The sequence below is a fragment of the Rhizobium sp. 01T444 genome, assembly GCF_056398305.1.
This window is the reverse complement of sequence record NZ_JBFTPD010000026.1, coordinates 42,951-58,625: the sequence shown is the minus strand read 5'-3', so window position 1 is coordinate 58,625 and position 15,675 is coordinate 42,951. Positions and strand designations below refer to the sequence as shown.

The window sequence follows — 15,675 nt, the reverse complement described above, 5'->3', positions numbered from 1 at the left end:
GCCTTGGACGTGTCACTGCGGTCAGTTGCGATCTGTATTATCGACGAGGCTGGGAAAGTCAGGCTTGAGCGGTCGGTTCCATCGGACGTGCCGGGCGGGCCGGGTTTGTCGGCGAAACCACAGAGAGAGATAGGCCGTTCCAGAAGTTGGTCTTGGGGTTCAGGGCGATCCGACGACCGCCCATTCGAACCGTTGCCGGAGCTATTTGGCCACGTGCCACACTCCTCCAACGCCATCGCCGTTGGCTTCACCGGCTTTCTTATCCTCGACATAGGTGTAAAGCGGCTTACCCTCATAGGCCCACATCTCTTTGCCATCCGCAGCTTTGACTAGAGACCATTCGCCTTCCGCCTTGGCCTTGGCTCCAGCGTGGAACGCCGGCCACTTCTTCAGGCAATCGCTATCGCAGTTGGATTTGCCTTTTGTATCTTTGTCGAATGTGTAAAGCACCATGCCTTTTTCAGTGGCCAGGACCTTGCCCATTTTCGTCTCGACCATCTTGGCCGGCTCGGCCGCAAAAGCAGAACCGGTTAAAGCAGTTAACGCACCTATCGCGATTAATATCGTTCTCATGATTTTTCTCCCATTCGGCAGTGCCGGCGGAATGCCAGCAGTACCCGATCTAACTGACAAAAACGCCCAACTGTGAAAGCGGTTCCGCCCATGGGGGACGAACAAGACAGGCCAGCAATAGTTACAAGGTCCACGAAGCGCCAACTGCGGACCCTTGCCAATGATGGCAGAAGGGTTACGTCTCGACCCCAAAGCGGTCATTTGAGTCACCGTCGGTCATGAGCATTGCAATGTTGAGCTTCTTGTCCTGTGCTTGCGCTGGAGCGAAGACACGCAAAAATCCCAAAACCTGCGACACATTTTGCAACTAAAACCTTCGACGTAGCAAGCTTTAGGAATTGCGCGACAAACGACACGGCCAGAATTGGCGTGGGCTCGTTTCTATTTCAGATTCGACGGTCGTAAATGATTGCACAATCTGGCATTCTTTGGGTCAAAATCATGATTGACCCGAGGAAACGACAATGAGCGACCACCAAGAACACAACCAGTTTGATGGCCCTCAGATGCAGGGAGTTCATTACGAGCGAGCCGATATGTCAGGTGCGAATTTTGACGGCGTGAACCTTGCAGATGCCCGGTTTTACGCTGTTTTGACCAAGGCAAAATTCACCGACACCAATTTAAGCGAAGCGTTTTTTGACGATATCAGCCTTGCGGATGCGCGCTTTAACAACGTCAATCTGTCTGGAGCCGCCATCACGAATGCAAACCTATCGCGGTTGACCATAAGCGGCGTCACGTTGGCAGATTCAGACATCAAAGACGCCGACTTGACTGGGATGCGCATCAATGGCGTTCTCGTAACCGATCTATTCCTGGCCTATGAAAACGCGAAAACCTGATGGCCGTGGATGACTTCGTGCACATCGAGAAACAGCGTAGATTGGCGTCCTGAAATTCACCACCTTGAGCAGAACGGCCATGGCAGCAGGAAACAAATCGTCGCAAGCGGGAGCGTCACCGAAACGTCGCCACAAATTCAATCCCAAGCGAGAACCCAGGCCACAGGTACTCGCTCAGGCGAATCGAACCGTCTTACGGATGGCTTCTGCGGTGGTGGTTGCCTTTCTCGCCGTCCTCGCCGTTCAGGTGTTCTGGTAACTGCAAGCGCGATTAGCGATTTTTTGTCGAGTTGGAAGACCGCTCTTGGGGCCAAGCGGTCACCGGCGGATAGAGTAAATGATCTGGTCGGAGCCAAACCGACTTAACGCCCAAAGCGGACCCGTCCACAAACAGCCGAGTCGCCCTTTCTCTCCTGGAAACGCGGATTATTTCACACTGCTGCGCACATCCCGGCGCGGTCCTCGTTGAATTACCCGGCTTCGGCCATGTGATCCGCAATATACGCAGCGTCTTCACCAACGCCAAAGAGCAGGCCGGACTTGAATGTGTGCATCCAATGCAGCCCAAGGAAATACAAATTCGGGCAGTTGGTGACGCCGCGTTCCTGAATAGGTGCTCCGCCTTCGTCGAACACCGGAATGTCCAGCCAACCAAAATCGAAGGTGTATCCGGTGCACCAGACGACGGAAGCGATGTTTGCAGTCTTCAAATCCAGGTTTGGAATGGGTAGAACTGGAACGGGCCGTCCCGGCGTGTCCTTCGCATCTTCAACGGGCAGGTCGAGTGATTTCGCCTTCGCGCACTCATCCGCAGCATGCTTGAAGTCGCTATAGGCTCGGTCTGCCTCCGTCAAAACATACTCGGCATCATCATTGAAGTAGAGTTTGCCGCCCGCGCCGCCCTCGAGCCGCCCGAGAACGACGCCCCCCTTTAGAATGAAGCGACGCACGTCAACGTCATACCCACCGTTGACCCCTGTGATCACCGTAGTGGTCGGATATTTGCGCCCTGGGAAGCTATTGATGGGTACATCAAAACGGCCCATGGACATGAACCACCAGAAGTTGTCGCGATCGCGGTATCGGCGCGGCACACGGCGATGGGCGCTCACGCTAAAATAGACTACACGGCCATCGACATTGAGTTCATCAGCAATCTGACAACCAGAAGCACCGCTACCGACCACGAGGACCGCGCCCGGTGGGAGCTGCTCGGGGTTTCGGTAATCGCTTGCATGCACTTGATAGACATGCGGCGGCAGGTCGCGCGACCATGCCGGCAGCGACGGTCGTTGAAACGGGCCCGTCGCGACGACGACCCGCGATGCGCTGAACAGACTGTCATTCGTCTCAATGAGAAAGCGGTCGGAGTGGCGATCGCGACGCAGCAACGAGACTTCCGTGCCACAGCGAACCGGCGCATCTATGAACTTTGCGTAGTCCTCGACAAACTTGCCAACGTCGCGATGATGCGCGAATGCGTCCGGGCTATCGCCAGCGTATTCGAATCCGGGCAGCCTCAACGACCAATTCGGGAATTGGAAGCGGAGCGAGTCCCATCGCTCGCCCAACCAACGCTCCGCGACGCGCTTGCGTTCAAGAACAACATGTTCTCGGTTGCATTTGCGCAAATGGTAGCTCATGGCCATGCCACTTTGGCCGCCGCCGATAACTACAGTGTCGTGTCGGTTCTGCACTCCTGCGTCTCCAGGCCGGCTAGAGCTGCAGGAGCCTAACAAAGCCGACCTGGAAGGACAACGCCGACCTAACAGGTCGTGGTCAGCGCAATGCCGGCAAGTACGGCGGAGACCGGCCGAATGCGTTGCGCCAATTTTGTGATAATGACCGGAATGGGGGCGCAAAGCGGTCGAGGCTTTCGGCCCTAATCAGACTTATTGCCCGCCAGCCGATGCGGCCAGGAACACCGCCTTCTGCGCCTCGAAGGCGCGCTTATATGCGGGGCGCGCTTGCCCGCGTGCGATGTAGGCGCAGAGGTTGGGATATTCGTCCAGCAGGGCCGATCCCTCCAGCCTCAGCAGCACCGAGACCATCTCGAGGTCGCCAGCGGTGAATGTGCCGTCCAGCCAGTCGGCATCGCCAAGCCGGGCGGAGAGTTCGCCGAGCCGCTTGCGGATGCGGTCGTTGACGTAGGCCAGACGCTCTTCGTACCAGCTCTCCTTGCCCTCCAGATATCTGGCGGTTTCGCGGTCGACGATGACGGGTTCCATCGTGGAGACGGCGGCGAAGATCCAGGCGATGGCGCGGGCGCGGGCTTTGGCATCATCGGGCAGCAGGCCCGGATGGCGCTCGGCGATATGCAGGATGATGGCGCCGGATTCGAAGAGGGCGAGATCGCCTTCCTCATAGGTCGGAATCTGCCCGAAAGGCTGAAGCGCAAGATGCGCCGCCTGTTTCATCGCCTTGAACGAGACAAGGCGAACCTCATAGGGCTGGCCGACTTCTTCGAGCGCCCAGCGAACGCGCATGTCACGCGCCAGACCCTTGCCGCGATCGGGCGAGCGTTCAAAGGCGGTTATGGTAATCGTCATGATCGTTCTCCTTCCTGTCCGTCTGGAAGACGAGCGGCTGAACGGGAAGCCGACAGGCGATGTCGAAAATAATCCCCGCGCGCGGCCAAGCGTAGCCCGGCCGTGCGCCATCGCTCACCCTTGGAACGATAGCGTGCCGGTCACAAAGAACGAGGCCTGACAGGGTGCGTTGGTCCGGCAAGGCCGGGTCGGCCGCTCGGTGGATTCAATCCGTCGACTGCCTGCTTTGATCTCTGTCAAGGACTGCCGGGCGGGCGTGCGATACACCGTTCTCGCATAGCCGATTTCCCGATCGCGAAGCGCTGGCGCAAGTCGCGATAACAGATGGAGATTGGCTGGACACGCTTAAGGGGTTATACCAGTAGCGTCAGCAACTCTGGGGAGGCGTTGTGGCTCAAATCACGGATACTGGCGGAGAGTTCAGGAAGAAGCGCCGGCGGGAGCTATTGACCTTCGCCGTGCTCGCTTTCGGCATTTGGCCCGTTGTCGCTGTCGGGGTCGTCGGCGGTTATGGCTTCCTGGTCTGGATGTACCAGATCGTCAATGGGCCGCCCGGACCTCATGAGGTCAAGCCCGCGCCTTCGGCCTCCGTAGAGTGAGGATCTCCAATGGTTCTCGCAACTCGTACCCGACGCGGTTTTCTGACCGGCAGATCCCCGGAGGATCTGGATAGGATCTTGCCTCCCGGAGCGAGTGAGACATCCGTTCAAAACTGTTCGGGCTGCGGCGCCTGCGTCGATGCCTGTCCCACGAAGATCATTTCGATCCGTTCGGGCATTCCGGCCGTGGATTTTCGGCAGGGGGAATGCACCTTTTGCGGCAAGTGCGCGGAACGATGTCCCGAGAATGTCTTTCCGGCCGGCTCTGCGGGCGGCTTTGCCCATTATGCGGCGATCGGCGATGGGTGCCTGGCCAATAATTACGTCGACTGTCAGGCCTGCCGTGATTGTTGTCCGGCCGGTGCGATCCGGTTTCGGCCGCGGCTCGGCGGACCGTTCGTTCCCGAACTCGATGCGGCGGCATGTACGGGATGCGGCGCCTGCATTTCGGTCTGCCCGGCCGATGCAATCACGATGAAGCCCCATCATCCGGAGTCTGCTCATGTCTAACAGCCGGCATCACGTCTCCAGTGCCGTCGTCATCACGCGCCCGGAACTGACCGAAGATGTCGCAGCGCGTCTCGCTGCAATCGAAGGGGTCGAGGTTCACGCGACGGGACCGGGCAAGATCGTCGTCGTGATCGAGGGGCCGCATTCCGGCGTGCTCGGGGAAACGCTCATCGGCATCTCGGGGATGGACGGCGTGCTCGCCGCCCACATGGTTTTCGAACAGGCATTGGAAATAGAGGAGACGATCGATGACGACCGAACTCACGCGGCGTGATCTCCTGAAGGCGCAGGCGGCGGCAATCGCCGCTGCGACCGCAGGCCTTGCCGCGCCCGCCTCGGCACAGTCGGTGCCCGGCGGAGTGGCGGCGCTGGAGATCAAATGGTCGAAGGCGCCTTGCCGCTTCTGCGGCACCGGCTGCGGCGTCATGGTGGGCGTGAAGGAGAACCAGGTCGTCGCGACCCATGGCGACATGGAGGCCGAGGTCAATCGCGGCCTCAACTGCGTCAAGGGCTACTTCCTCTCCAAGATCATGTACGGCAAGGACAGGCTTACGAGCCCGCTCCTGCGCAAGCGGGACGGCGTCTACGCCAAGGACGGCGAGTTCGAACCCGTTACCTGGGAAGAGGCCTTCGATGTGATGGCGGCGCAGGCCAAGCGCGTGCTGAAGGAAAAGGGGCCGACGGCACTCGGCATGTTCGGCTCCGGCCAATGGACCATCTTCGAAGGATATGCCGCGACCAAACTGATGCGGGCGGGCTTCCGCTCCAATAACCTCGATCCCAACGCGCGTCACTGCATGGCTTCGGCAGCGGTGGCTTTCATGCGCACCTTCGGCATGGACGAGCCGATGGGATGCTACGACGATTTCGAGAACGCAGACGCCTTCGTGCTCTGGGGTTCGAACATGGCCGAGATGCATCCGATCCTCTGGACGCGCGTCGCCGACAGGCGGCTCGGGCACGAGCATGTGAAGGTCGCGGTCTTGTCCACGTTCACGCATCGCAGCATGGACCTTGCCGACATACCCCTGATCTTCAAGCCGGGTACGGATCTCGCGATCCTGAACTACATTGCCAACCACATCATCCAGACCGGCCGCGTCAACCAGGATTTCGTCGACAAGCATACCAAGTTCATCAAGGGGACGACCGACATCGGCTACGGCCTGCGTCCCGACAATCCGCTTGAAATGAAGGCCAAGGGGGTGGCGGACGCTGCCAAGATGGAGCCGATCGATTTCGAGGCGTTCAAGGAGATGGTCTCCGAATACACGCTCGAAAAGGCCGTCGAGCTTTCGGGCGTCGACAGCGCCTTCCTGGAACAGCTCGCCGAACTCTACGCCGATCCCAAGACCAAGGTCATGTCGCTGTGGACCATGGGCTTCAACCAGCATGTCCGCGGCGTGTGGGCCAACCAGATGGTCTATAACCTGCATCTGCTCACGGGCAAGATTTCCGAGCCCGGTAACAGTCCGTTTTCGCTGACGGGACAGCCGTCCGCCTGCGGTACGGCCCGCGAGGTCGGCACCTTTGCCCACCGCCTGCCGGCCGACATGGTCGTCACCAATCCGGAGCATCGCAAGCATGCCGAGGACATATGGAAGGTGCCGAGCGGGCTGATTCCGGAGAAGCCCGGTTATCACGCCGTCGAGCAGGATCGCATGCTCCATGACGGGAAGCTGAATTTCTACTGGGTGCAGGTCAACAACAACGTCCAGGCCGCGCCGAACACCAGCAACGAGACCTATAAGGGATATCGCAATCCGGACAATTTCATCGTCGTCTCGGACGCCTATCCGACAGTCACCGCCATGAGCGCCGATCTGGTGCTGCCGGCGGCCATGTGGGTGGAGAAGGAGGGCGCTTACGGCAATGCCGAACGGCGCACGCATGTCTGGCACCAGCTGGTCAATGCTCCGGGCGAAGCCCGCTCCGACCTCTGGCAGCTGGTGGAATTCTCCAAGCGCTTCACCACCGACGAGGTCTGGCCTGCCGAGATCCTCGCGAAGAACCCGGAATACAAGGGTAAGACGCTCTACCAGGTGCTCTACCAGAACGGAAAGGTGGACGAATTTCCCCTGTCGGACGTCTCGGCCGAATACGAGAACCGGGAGGCCAAGGCCTTCGGTTTTTACATCCAGAAGGGGCTGTTCGAGGAATATGCCGAGTTCGGTCGCGGGCATGGACACGATCTTGCACCCTACGACATGTACCATCAGGTGCGCGGCATGCGCTGGCCGGTCGTCGACGGCAAGGAGACGCGCTGGCGCTACCGCGAAGGCTACGACCCCTATGTCAAGCCAGGCGAGGGGCTGAAATTCTACGGGCAGAAGGACGGCCGCGCGGTCATTCTGGCGGTGCCCTACGAACCGCCCGCGGAGTCGCCTGATGACGAGTTCAATTTCTGGCTCGTGACGGGCCGTGTTCTCGAACACTGGCATTCAGGCTCGATGACGATGCGTGTTCCCGAGCTCTACAGGGCGTTTCCCGGCGCGCGCTGTTTCATGAACGGAGACGACGCCAGGAAAATGGGCATCAATCAGGGGGCGGAGGTCCGGATCCAGTCGCGGCGCGGCGAGATCATCAGCCGCGTGGAAATTCGCGGGCGCAATCGAATGCCGCATGGCGTGATCTTTGTCCCGTGGTTCGACGCCAGCCAGTTGATCAACAAGGTCACGCTCGACGCCACCGACCCCATCTCCAAGCAAGCGGATTTCAAAAAATGCGCAGTCAAGATTCTTCCCGTCGCCTAATATCAAGGCGCGTCTGGGCGATCGCGGCCGTCGCCCTTCTCCTGTTCACAGGCACCGTCACCGTGGCGCAGATGGTGCCCTCGTTGTCGGGCAACGAGAATCCGATGGAGAGCAAGGAGGCGAAGCCGGTTCCCAAATGGGTCGTCGATGACGTCAGGAAGATGCGGAATTATCCGGACCAGCCTCCCATCATCCCGCATTCGATCGAGGGCTACCAGCTGACGGTGAACGCTAATCGCTGTCTTTCCTGCCATCGCCGCGAGCTGACCGAAGGCTCCGGCGCGCCGATGATTAGTGTTACGCACTTCATGACCCGCGAAGGGCAGATGCTGGCCGACGTCTCGCCTCGGCGATACTTCTGCACCGCCTGCCACGTGCCTCAGGCGGATGCGAAGCCCCTGGTGCCGAACASCTTCAAGGACATGAGCGAGCTGGGCTTCAAACCTGCGGGAAGCGAGCAATGATCGGCAAGATAAAGGCGATAGTACTCTGGTGCTGGCGCTTGTTGAGCTCGCCGGCAACGACACTCAGTCTGGCTTTCCTGACGCTTGGCGGCTTCGTCGGCGGCGTCATGTTCTGGGGTGCATTCAACACCGCGCTGGAGACCACCAACACCGAGGCCTTCTGCACCGGCTGCCATGAAATGCGAACGAATGTCTACGAGGAGCTGAGCCGCACGGTTCACTTCTCGAACCGCTCGGGCGTTCGCGCCACATGCCCGGACTGCCATGTGCCGCACCAATGGACCGACAAGATCGCCCGTAAGATGCAGGCGTCGAAGGAAGTCTGGGGCAAGATATTCGGGACGATCAACACGCGCGAGAAGTTCCTCGACAAGCGGCTGGAACTTGCCCAGCACGAATGGGCGCGGCTGAAGGCCAATGACAGCCTGGAATGCCGGAACTGCCACTCGATGGGCGCTATGGACCTGACGAAACAGACCGTGCGCGCCGCTGACATCCACACGCGATACCTGCTCCCGGGCAAGGCGACCTGCATCGATTGCCACAAGGGCATCGCGCATGAACTTCCTGACATGAAAGGCGTCGATCCGGGCTGGAAGGTTCCGGCGGAGCTGATGGGCAGGAATGCCGATCCTGGTTGGCATGAGCGGGCCAAACTCGCGGCCTATCTCGGCACAGCGGATGCGGTGGCCGTCGATTACTGACGGCTGCCGCCTTTGCCGAAATATCCTGAGGAGAGGGGCAGGGCATGCGACCAACTGTTGGTCCGGTGCCTTACCTTCCATATGCTCCAAAGCGGAAGCTCGGGCGAAGACACCGTCAACATCGCGTCCGGCCTGCCACTCATGCATTCCTCCCTGCGCCGATCTCGGCTATCTTCGGCCGGACGATCTCTGCAGCGCCTGAGAGGGCCCATGACGAAGCATCGCATCTATTCCATCAGCGTCGCCAGCGTTTATCCCCACTATCTCGCCAAGGCCGAGAAGAAGGGGCGCAGCAAGGCGGAAGTCGACGAAATCATCTGCTGGCTGACGGGGCACAGCGCGGAAAGCCTTGACGGGGAGCTGGCGCAAAAGACCAGTTTCGAGGATTTCTTTGCGCAGGCGCCGCAAATGAATCCATCCCGCGCTCTGATCACGGGCGTGATCTGCGGGGTGCGCGTGGAAAATATCGAAGAGCCGACCATGCGGGAAATCCGCTACCTGGACAAGCTCGTCGACGAACTTGCGCGAGGAAAGGCGATGGAGAAGATCCTGCGGAAAACGCCCGTCGCCTGAAATGGCTGATATCGGCACGACGCCTCGCCGAAAGCGCTAACCATCTGAAGGCGGCGCGATTTTCTGGGGCGGGGGAACATTTCCCCGATGTTCACGTTTTGCCCGGCATGATCTACGTCCAGCCTCTCCCTCCACCGGCCGTCTCCCCGCAGGTTGGCAAAATCATTCAAACCGGTCGCGAGCAGATCCACATGCTCGAAAGCGGAAGCGCAGGTGAAAATCCCGTCGTGCTGCTGCATGGCTGCGGCAGTATCGCCGAGGAGGTGATGATGCCGTTTTCGGGCAGCGGCCTCAACATCATCGCGCCTGACAGGCCGGGTTATGGTTTCAGCCCGGCACTGCCTGCCGGGGAGCGCGGCCCGCGTGGCCAGTCCTTCTGGCTGGAGCGTTTCCTCGAGGCGCTGGAGCTCGACAAGGTCGTGGTGGCCGCCCATTCGATCGGTTGTGCGGCAGCACTGCATCTGGCCGCTCGCCGGCCGGATCTCCTGAAGGGCCTGTTTCTGATCTCGCCCTGCTGCCGGCCCGTTCCCTTCAAGCCGTTCATCGTGCTGCGCAGCGCCGTGGCACCCTTCGTCGGCCCGGTCATCCGCCAGCATGTGATTGCCCGCTGGTCGTCCTATTTCCTCGAGCGTGGCTTGCGCGCCTCGTCCTATCCCAATCCGGTGACATCAGAGCTTTCCACCCTGCCGGCCATGCATATGGTCAATGCCGCGTCGATCGCCACCATGGCCGAGGAGCTCTGGGCCTTCAACGGCGACATGCAGCCGCCCGAGGGCCTGCCGGCCGATCTGCCGGTCTCCGTTCTCTTCGGGCGGGAAGACCGGATCATCGACCCAGGCTGGCATCTCGACTGGCTCCATGAGAGGCATCCGGCCGTCCGCGTCGAACTGCTCGATGGCGTCGGCCACATGCCGCACCATGTCGCGCCCGATCTGGCGGTGACCATGCTGGGTGATCTTGTCGGCAAGGTCGCTCCGGTTCCAGCGCCTGCCGAAACCGGTGAGGCCAGCCAGCCGATAATTACGGTGGCCTAGCTCAGAGGGCAGCGCAAAAAAAGGGAATTAGGCAGCAAAAACCACAGAACACATCGTCGAACATCCGGAAAATATTGCAAAATATCCAAAGATTTAAAAAGATGTTCTTGAGTTAGAGTCAAACTGATCGCGCGATAGATGGCTTGACAGTGTGATCAGCATATAGTTGGCACACTACCACCACATGGTCGTTTTGCTTTTTCACATTTGAGGGCCACGAATGGATGTGCAAGCCGAAGTCGACCTTCCAACTCAGAGACAAAAGTGGGCATCGGCGGCGTTGCTTTGTGTTCTCGCATCGCCAGCCTTCCTCGTTCTGAAAACACTCGCTTTTATGAATGGCCTGAATCTGTTCCTGTTTTTATTCGGGGCATTCTTCGTCGTCGCTGTCGTGGGGTTTCTTCTTGGCCCGGTGTCGGTGGTTTGGAGTGCGTATATAGCGCTGACCGAGGTCATTCTTGGGCTTTCGGAAGACCACAAACACTTCTTGTGCTGTTTGTCGAAAGTCCGATTTGAAGCAGAAATTGTTTCGTGGGTGCCAGTTTTGATGTTTCCGGCAGGAATGACGAGCTGCCTACTTCTAGCTCGGTTTATCTTTTGGAAATCCCTCACGCTCCGACAGATGATATTGGTTGTCGCGGTCTCGACTGTTATCGCGCAAGCTCTGTTGTGGTACTACGAATGGCAAGAGGTGATTGTGGAATGTTCGGCCGTTCAGTGTTTCTGAAATGATTTGCGAATTGATTGAGATAGACCAACTCTCACGGCGACTAACCTGAGCTCCAGGCATTAACCAGCCCCAACCTTCCCGATCGACTCTCATCTGCTTGATCCACTGCCGCTCCATCTGCTTTGGATCAAGGCTACGGTATGCAGGAATTCAAATCTGGTGGTTTTTGCTACCTAATCCCGCAAAAAAAAGACCCGCCTGGCTAAGGCGAGCCCAAACTGTCTGCCCTGATCGGGCATGGGGATGTCAAACGGAGGAAAGAGCCTCGCTGCTCCAGGCCTCCGGAGCCGCAGGCTGGGGAGGAACGCTTTCGCCGGCGCGGCGGGCCTGCCGACGGCTGGCGGTATCGAGCAGGGTCGCGAAGGACGCAAGGCTGATCCTGTCGGCGCGCAGCATCTGGCGGATCAGCGGATCCCTCAGCATGTCCGATGCGGTCATCTCATTCATCGCAGGTCCTCCATGTCCGAACCTATGGTAGGCGTTATTTGTAAAGAATGCATGTCAGGGTGGTGGCAAAAACATGGCAAGAGCGGCGTGCGTTCAAAGGCGGTAATGGAAATCCTCATGGCTGTTCTCCTTGACCTCTCTGTCAAGAAGACGCGCGAGCGGGCGCGAATTCGACAGCCGGTGCCATTTTTCGCCATCGCTTACGCAGCAAAATGACCGTCAGCCCTGGGCGCCGAGCCAGGTCGCAGCGCGCCTAGCTCTGGCCAGATGGCTCCATCGTCAATGGCCACAAGCAGAGTCTGGTCGACGAGCCAATGCCGTGTAATTACTCGGAGCGAACACACGGCTGAAGTCTGCTGTTGCGCCCGAAGCGGACAAGCCAACATCTGCCTGCTATGGAAATTTGGTTCAGGACATGGCGAGGCGGTGGATGCAAGTTCGGATCAGCTTGGCACAACATGATGATGTAGCACCTTGGCTTCGGCTGGCTGACGAAGTGGTGCCGTTGTTCGGTCCCATGCCCGGTTTCGATAATGTTCTTATCCGGAAGATCGCGCAGCGACAGGCCTACTGCGCAAGAACCGATGCTGGAGATGGCTGCTTTTTAGGAGGCGTTATCATAGGCGGCAGCGGTACGGAGTATGCCATCCGCTGGCTCGCGGTCTCTTCCAACTTTCAGCGGCTCGGCATTGGCAAGTTACTTGTCGAGGCTGCCATTTCAAGCACACCTCCCGAGTCTACTATTCATGTGGATACCTTCGTCGCAGGTAGTCCGGGAGCGGGTGCCGCCAGGCGGCTGTATGATTGCTGCGGCTTCATTCCAGGGGACATCTGGAAAGAGGGTGAAGTAGTCCGCCAACGGTATGTGCGTCGGCCGTATAACGTCCTGCGTTGACGACCGCTCATGCGGTCATCATCTGCTGCTAACGTCCCACACTTTCCAACCGAGGGAGACAGGCATGAGGATGAAGAGTGGTGTGTTTGGATTGTCGGGTATCGTGCTTTTGATGAGCCTTGCGCCTGCCTTTGCCGAGGACAAGGCGGACGTCATCTATCGCTGCGATGACGGCAAGGGTGCCACCGCAAGCTTCGTGACTGCACCGAACGCGGTGTTGCTGACCACCGGCGGGCAGAGCTTCCGCCTGCCGCAGGGCATGTCCGGCTCCGGCGCGCGCTATACCGATGGGACCGTTCTGTTCTGGATCAAGGGCAACGATGCGCAGCTGGAAGCGCCTGGAAGGTCGACCAGCTGCCACGTGCAGTGATCCGATGTGATGGGCAAACCGGTCGTGGTATTGCCGCTCGATTGAGAGTTGGAGAGGCCTGCATCCGGCCCGCCGCATCTCAAAAGGCGCTCTTCAGCGCCTCCATGACCACACGGACGGCCGGCACATCCTTGATCTCCGCGTGGACCACCAGCCACACTTCACGCGTCAGAGGATCTTCATCCTCGATCCGCTGCAAACCATCCGTGCCCGAAACCGCGAAATCCGGCAGCAGGACGACACCGCCGCCGAGCCTTGCGGCGGCGGCCTGAAATTCCAGAACCGATGAACGGATCGCGATCGGCCGGCCGGCGGCGAGTTCGAAGAGGCGCAATTGCTGCGGCGAGGCATTCATGCCCTCGTCATAGCCGATGAAGGTCCATTGCGCCTCCGGCACGGTTTCGAGATAGGCCTTGGATGCATAGAGATGGAAGGCCATCTGCCCGACCTTGGTGATGGCATAATCGCCGTCTTCCGGCCGCGACATGCGCACAGCTATATCCGCCTCCCGGCGGTTCAGCGAGGCAAGGCGCTTTTCGCCCACAAGCGTGATCTCGACGCCCGGATGCTCCCGCCTGATGGCGGCGACGGGCTTTGCGAGGAGCACGCTCGAGAGCGCTGGCGGGGCGCTGATCCTCACATGGCCGCGCGTCTCCGTGGCGCTTGCCCGGCCGAGCTGTTCGATGGCTGCCATCTGCTGGGCGACGAGGGCGGCGTGCCTGGCAATCTGCTCGCCATCGCCAGTCAGGATGACGCGGCGCCCGCGGCGGTCGACGAGCTTGCGGCCAAGGCCTTTCTCAAGAGCGGCGACACGCCGGCTGATCGTCGCGTGCTCGACGCCGATCTGTCTGGCTGCGCCGAGAAAGGTTCCTGCCTGCGCCAGCGCCAGGAAATGCCTCAGGTCGTCCCAGTCTATTTGTGTGAATTCCTTCCCAATCATTGTGCAACAATAGGGAATTTTCACACATAGGGCTATCGGCTAGTTTGCTTGCATCAAGTTGCTCCTAAGAGGAAAACGACCGATGCCCGACCAGATCATCCTGCTGAATGCCCCCGGCGACGTCACCCAGTTCCGGCTGCAGGATCAGCCGTCAAAGTCCCCCGGTGCCGGCGAGGTCAAGATCCGCCATCAGGCGGTCGGCACCAATTTCCTCGATATCTATCACCGCAAGGGGCTCTATGCGCTGCCATCCTATCCCGCCGTCATCGGCGTGGAGGCCGCAGGCGTGGTCGAAGAGATCGGCGCCGATGTCTCCGGCTTCAAACCGGGTGACCGCGTCGCCTATGGCGGCCCGCCAGCCGGCGCCTATGCCTCGACCCGCATCATTGCGGCCGAAAGGGTGATTGCGCTTCCCGATGCGGTATCGGCCAAGGTGGCAGCCAGCTCGCTGCTCAAGGGCATGACGGCCTATATGCTCCTGAGGAAAGTCACCAATGTCGGGCAGGGCAGTACCGTGCTGATCCATGCCGCCGCCGGCGGGCTCGGCAGCATTCTCGTACGCTGGGCGAAATCGCTCGAAGCCACCGTCATCGGCACGGTCAGTTCGCCCGAAAAGGCGGCCCTTGCCACCTCCTATGGCGCCGATCACCTGATCATCGGGCGAGGGGCCGATATCGTCGCCGAGGTGAAGCGGCTGACGGGCGGAAACGGCGTCGATGTCGCCTATGACGGGATCGGCGGCGACATGCTGTTGAAGAGCATCCGCGCCGTGCGCCCCTTCGGAACCGCCATCACCATCGGCCAGGCCGCCGGCCCCATCCCGCCCGTTGCCGTGGAAGAACTTCGGCCCGGCAAGTCGCTCTCGCATCCGAGCATCATGGCCTGGTGCGCCGATGTCGGCCGATACCGCGAGGCCGCAGAGGCTGCGATCGCCGCGATGGAGCGGGGCATCGTCTGCGAGATCGCTGCCGAATACGGCTTGGCGGAGGTTGCGAAGGCGCATGAGGAGATGGAAACCGGGCGGTCGGCCGGCAGCATATTGCTCCTGCCGTGATGCTTGCCGAGGGTTGGGTGGCGGGCGTCGCCACCTCATTCCTCTCTAGAGGCGACGCGGGTTACAGGCGGCTTGCGAAGTTTCTCAGGAGCGCCAGGCCTTCCGGCCAATCGCCGAGTTCGCTTTGGCCGTTGATGTGGCCAGCCGCACCGATCACCTTCAATTCGCTTCCCCATTGCCCAGCCCGTGTCTCGACATAGGGCAACGAACCATAGGGATCATCGGTGCTTGCCACGATGAGAGACGGAAATCGAAACCGTTTCCGGGGTACCTCTGCGAAGCTTATAGCCTCTGAGGGAAAAGCCGGAGACGCCGGATCCGGCACGGCGACCAGCATTGCCCCCTTGATCGGCAGATCAGAAACCTGATGCCAATGTGCGACGAGCAGGCAGGCGAGGCTATGAGCCACGAGAACGGGTGGCGTCCGCGCGGCATGCACGGCCTGCTCCAGCGCCGCGATCCAGTCGGAAAGATCTGGCTCGTCCCAGTTCGCAGGATCGAAACGACGGATGGAGGGATCGGCGCTCTCCCAACGGCTTTGCCAATGGAACTCGCCGGAATTGCCGATACCCGGCAGATGGATGATTTCGGTCATGTCTCGCCTCTCGTGGTTACCGCGCCAACATGACCGTTTA

General features: G+C 60.0%; 20 protein-coding genes. 14 read left to right on the top strand and 6 right to left on the bottom strand.

Annotated elements, in window-relative coordinates:
• Positions 1-201 precede the first annotated feature (201 nt).
• Entirely contained in the window at positions 202-573 is a 372-nt protein-coding gene (locus tag AC1DTN_RS27845; protein ID WP_007797316.1) for a COG4315 family predicted lipoprotein, read from the bottom strand.
• A gap of 464 nt (positions 574-1,037) precedes the next feature.
• On the opposite strand from AC1DTN_RS27845, the gene AC1DTN_RS27840 reads away from it, so the two are divergent.
• Positions 1,038-1,418 (top strand): pentapeptide repeat-containing protein, encoded by a 381-nt coding sequence (locus tag AC1DTN_RS27840; protein ID WP_439015439.1) that lies wholly within the window; start codon positions 1,038-1,040, stop codon positions 1,416-1,418.
• A 470-nt stretch (positions 1,419-1,888) separates the two neighbouring features.
• Here the strand turns inward: AC1DTN_RS27840 and AC1DTN_RS27835 are convergent, their stop codons facing one another.
• Positions 1,889-3,115, bottom strand: a complete 1,227-nt coding sequence (locus AC1DTN_RS27835; protein ID WP_477923498.1) for an NAD(P)-binding domain-containing protein — start codon at positions 3,113-3,115, stop codon at positions 1,889-1,891.
• Positions 3,116-3,310: 195 nt separating this feature from the next.
• Positions 3,311-3,967 (bottom strand): glutathione S-transferase family protein, encoded by a 657-nt coding sequence (locus tag AC1DTN_RS27830; protein ID WP_477923497.1) that lies wholly within the window; start codon positions 3,965-3,967, stop codon positions 3,311-3,313.
• A gap of 389 nt (positions 3,968-4,356) precedes the next feature.
• Here AC1DTN_RS27830 and napE point away from each other — a divergent pair, with 389 nt between their 5' ends.
• The 9 genes from napE (at position 4,357) to AC1DTN_RS27785 (ending at position 11,331) form a co-directional block, all read left to right on the top strand.
• Positions 4,357-4,566: a periplasmic nitrate reductase, NapE protein gene (gene napE / locus AC1DTN_RS27825; RefSeq protein WP_029868513.1), complete on the top strand. Its 210-nt coding sequence runs from the start codon at positions 4,357-4,359 to the stop codon at positions 4,564-4,566.
• 9 nt (positions 4,567-4,575) lie between these two features.
• Entirely contained in the window at positions 4,576-5,076 is a 501-nt protein-coding gene (locus tag AC1DTN_RS27820; RefSeq protein ID WP_477923495.1) for a ferredoxin-type protein NapF, read from the top strand.
• Positions 5,069-5,350: a chaperone NapD gene (locus AC1DTN_RS27815; protein ID WP_310388564.1), complete on the top strand. Its 282-nt coding sequence runs from the start codon at positions 5,069-5,071 to the stop codon at positions 5,348-5,350. Before AC1DTN_RS27820 ends, AC1DTN_RS27815 begins: the two co-directional genes overlap by 8 nt.
• Positions 5,325-7,829, top strand: a complete 2,505-nt coding sequence (gene napA, locus AC1DTN_RS27810; protein WP_477923493.1) for a periplasmic nitrate reductase subunit alpha — start codon at positions 5,325-5,327, stop codon at positions 7,827-7,829. The genes AC1DTN_RS27815 and napA overlap by 26 nt, the downstream gene beginning before the upstream one ends.
• On the top strand, positions 7,799-8,293 hold the full coding sequence (locus tag AC1DTN_RS27805; RefSeq protein ID WP_477923491.1) for a nitrate reductase cytochrome c-type subunit: 495 nt from the start codon (positions 7,799-7,801) through the stop codon (positions 8,291-8,293). The genes napA and AC1DTN_RS27805 overlap by 31 nt, the downstream gene beginning before the upstream one ends.
• A complete protein-coding gene (locus tag AC1DTN_RS27800) occupies positions 8,290-8,997 on the top strand; it encodes a NapC/NirT family cytochrome c (protein ID WP_113323512.1) in 708 nt (235 codons plus the stop codon). The genes AC1DTN_RS27805 and AC1DTN_RS27800 overlap by 4 nt, the downstream gene beginning before the upstream one ends.
• A 210-nt stretch (positions 8,998-9,207) precedes the next feature.
• Entirely contained in the window at positions 9,208-9,570 is a 363-nt protein-coding gene (locus tag AC1DTN_RS27795; RefSeq protein ID WP_477923489.1) for a DUF2200 domain-containing protein, read from the top strand.
• Positions 9,571-9,677: 107 nt separating this feature from the next.
• Positions 9,678-10,604 carry an alpha/beta fold hydrolase gene (locus AC1DTN_RS27790; protein ID WP_439015431.1) on the top strand — a complete coding sequence of 309 codons (927 nt, stop codon included), beginning with the start codon at positions 9,678-9,680 and terminating at the stop codon, positions 10,602-10,604.
• Between the two features lie 220 nt (positions 10,605-10,824).
• Positions 10,825-11,331: a hypothetical protein gene (locus AC1DTN_RS27785; protein ID WP_477923486.1), complete on the top strand. Its 507-nt coding sequence runs from the start codon at positions 10,825-10,827 to the stop codon at positions 11,329-11,331.
• Positions 11,332-11,580: 249 nt separating this feature from the next.
• Here AC1DTN_RS27785 and AC1DTN_RS27780 read toward each other — a convergent pair whose 3' ends face one another.
• Positions 11,581-11,781, bottom strand: a complete 201-nt coding sequence (locus AC1DTN_RS27780) for a hypothetical protein (RefSeq protein WP_439015429.1) — start codon at positions 11,779-11,781, stop codon at positions 11,581-11,583.
• A 12-nt stretch (positions 11,782-11,793) separates the two neighbouring features.
• On the opposite strand from AC1DTN_RS27780, the gene AC1DTN_RS27775 reads away from it, so the two are divergent.
• The 3 genes from AC1DTN_RS27775 (at position 11,794) to AC1DTN_RS27765 (ending at position 13,046) form a co-directional block, all read left to right on the top strand.
• The gene (locus AC1DTN_RS27775; protein WP_477923484.1) at positions 11,794-11,997 is read left to right on the top strand and encodes a hypothetical protein; all 204 of its coding nucleotides are present in this window, start codon (positions 11,794-11,796) and stop codon (positions 11,995-11,997) included.
• A 214-nt stretch (positions 11,998-12,211) separates the two neighbouring features.
• On the top strand, positions 12,212-12,676 hold the full coding sequence (locus AC1DTN_RS27770; protein WP_477923483.1) for a GNAT family N-acetyltransferase: 465 nt from the start codon (positions 12,212-12,214) through the stop codon (positions 12,674-12,676).
• Between the two features lie 64 nt (positions 12,677-12,740).
• Positions 12,741-13,046 (top strand): MliC family protein, encoded by a 306-nt coding sequence (locus tag AC1DTN_RS27765; protein WP_477923482.1) that lies wholly within the window; start codon positions 12,741-12,743, stop codon positions 13,044-13,046.
• Positions 13,047-13,125: 79 nt separating this feature from the next.
• Here the strand turns inward: AC1DTN_RS27765 and AC1DTN_RS27760 are convergent, their stop codons facing one another.
• Entirely contained in the window at positions 13,126-13,986 is an 861-nt protein-coding gene (locus AC1DTN_RS27760) for a LysR family transcriptional regulator (RefSeq protein ID WP_477923480.1), read from the bottom strand.
• Between the two features lie 82 nt (positions 13,987-14,068).
• Here AC1DTN_RS27760 and AC1DTN_RS27755 point away from each other — a divergent pair, with 82 nt between their 5' ends.
• The gene (locus AC1DTN_RS27755) at positions 14,069-15,040 is read left to right on the top strand and encodes a quinone oxidoreductase family protein (RefSeq protein WP_477923478.1); all 972 of its coding nucleotides are present in this window, start codon (positions 14,069-14,071) and stop codon (positions 15,038-15,040) included.
• A gap of 61 nt (positions 15,041-15,101) precedes the next feature.
• Here the strand turns inward: AC1DTN_RS27755 and AC1DTN_RS27750 are convergent, their stop codons facing one another.
• Positions 15,102-15,635: an RBBP9/YdeN family alpha/beta hydrolase gene (locus AC1DTN_RS27750; protein ID WP_477923477.1), complete on the bottom strand. Its 534-nt coding sequence runs from the start codon at positions 15,633-15,635 to the stop codon at positions 15,102-15,104.
• Positions 15,636-15,675 lie beyond the last annotated feature (40 nt).

What these genes read in the sequence shown, in the direction of transcription:
- AC1DTN_RS27845 (WP_007797316.1), bottom strand. Translation starts at nt 573, where the DNA reads ATGAGAACGATATTAATCGCGATAGGTGCGTTAACTGCTTTAACCGGT.
- AC1DTN_RS27840 (WP_439015439.1), top strand. Translation starts at nt 1,038, where the DNA reads ATGAGCGACCACCAAGAACACAACCAGTTTGATGGCCCTCAGATGCAG.
- AC1DTN_RS27830 (WP_477923497.1), bottom strand. Translation starts at nt 3,967, where the DNA reads ATGACGATTACCATAACCGCCTTTGAACGCTCGCCCGATCGCGGCAAG.
- AC1DTN_RS27820 (WP_477923495.1), top strand. Translation starts at nt 4,576, where the DNA reads ATGGTTCTCGCAACTCGTACCCGACGCGGTTTTCTGACCGGCAGATCC.
- AC1DTN_RS27815 (WP_310388564.1), top strand. Translation starts at nt 5,069, where the DNA reads ATGTCTAACAGCCGGCATCACGTCTCCAGTGCCGTCGTCATCACGCGC.
- napA (WP_477923493.1), top strand. Translation starts at nt 5,325, where the DNA reads ATGACGACCGAACTCACGCGGCGTGATCTCCTGAAGGCGCAGGCGGCG.
- AC1DTN_RS27800 (WP_113323512.1), top strand. Translation starts at nt 8,290, where the DNA reads ATGATCGGCAAGATAAAGGCGATAGTACTCTGGTGCTGGCGCTTGTTG.
- AC1DTN_RS27795 (WP_477923489.1), top strand. Translation starts at nt 9,208, where the DNA reads ATGACGAAGCATCGCATCTATTCCATCAGCGTCGCCAGCGTTTATCCC.
- AC1DTN_RS27790 (WP_439015431.1), top strand. Translation starts at nt 9,678, where the DNA reads ATGATCTACGTCCAGCCTCTCCCTCCACCGGCCGTCTCCCCGCAGGTT.
- AC1DTN_RS27785 (WP_477923486.1), top strand. Translation starts at nt 10,825, where the DNA reads ATGGATGTGCAAGCCGAAGTCGACCTTCCAACTCAGAGACAAAAGTGG.
- AC1DTN_RS27780 (WP_439015429.1), bottom strand. Translation starts at nt 11,781, where the DNA reads ATGAATGAGATGACCGCATCGGACATGCTGAGGGATCCGCTGATCCGC.
- AC1DTN_RS27775 (WP_477923484.1), top strand. Translation starts at nt 11,794, where the DNA reads ATGTCCGAACCTATGGTAGGCGTTATTTGTAAAGAATGCATGTCAGGG.
- AC1DTN_RS27770 (WP_477923483.1), top strand. Translation starts at nt 12,212, where the DNA reads ATGCAAGTTCGGATCAGCTTGGCACAACATGATGATGTAGCACCTTGG.
- AC1DTN_RS27765 (WP_477923482.1), top strand. Translation starts at nt 12,741, where the DNA reads ATGAGGATGAAGAGTGGTGTGTTTGGATTGTCGGGTATCGTGCTTTTG.
- AC1DTN_RS27760 (WP_477923480.1), bottom strand. Translation starts at nt 13,986, where the DNA reads ATGATTGGGAAGGAATTCACACAAATAGACTGGGACGACCTGAGGCAT.
- AC1DTN_RS27755 (WP_477923478.1), top strand. Translation starts at nt 14,069, where the DNA reads ATGCCCGACCAGATCATCCTGCTGAATGCCCCCGGCGACGTCACCCAG.
- AC1DTN_RS27750 (WP_477923477.1), bottom strand. Translation starts at nt 15,635, where the DNA reads ATGACCGAAATCATCCATCTGCCGGGTATCGGCAATTCCGGCGAGTTC.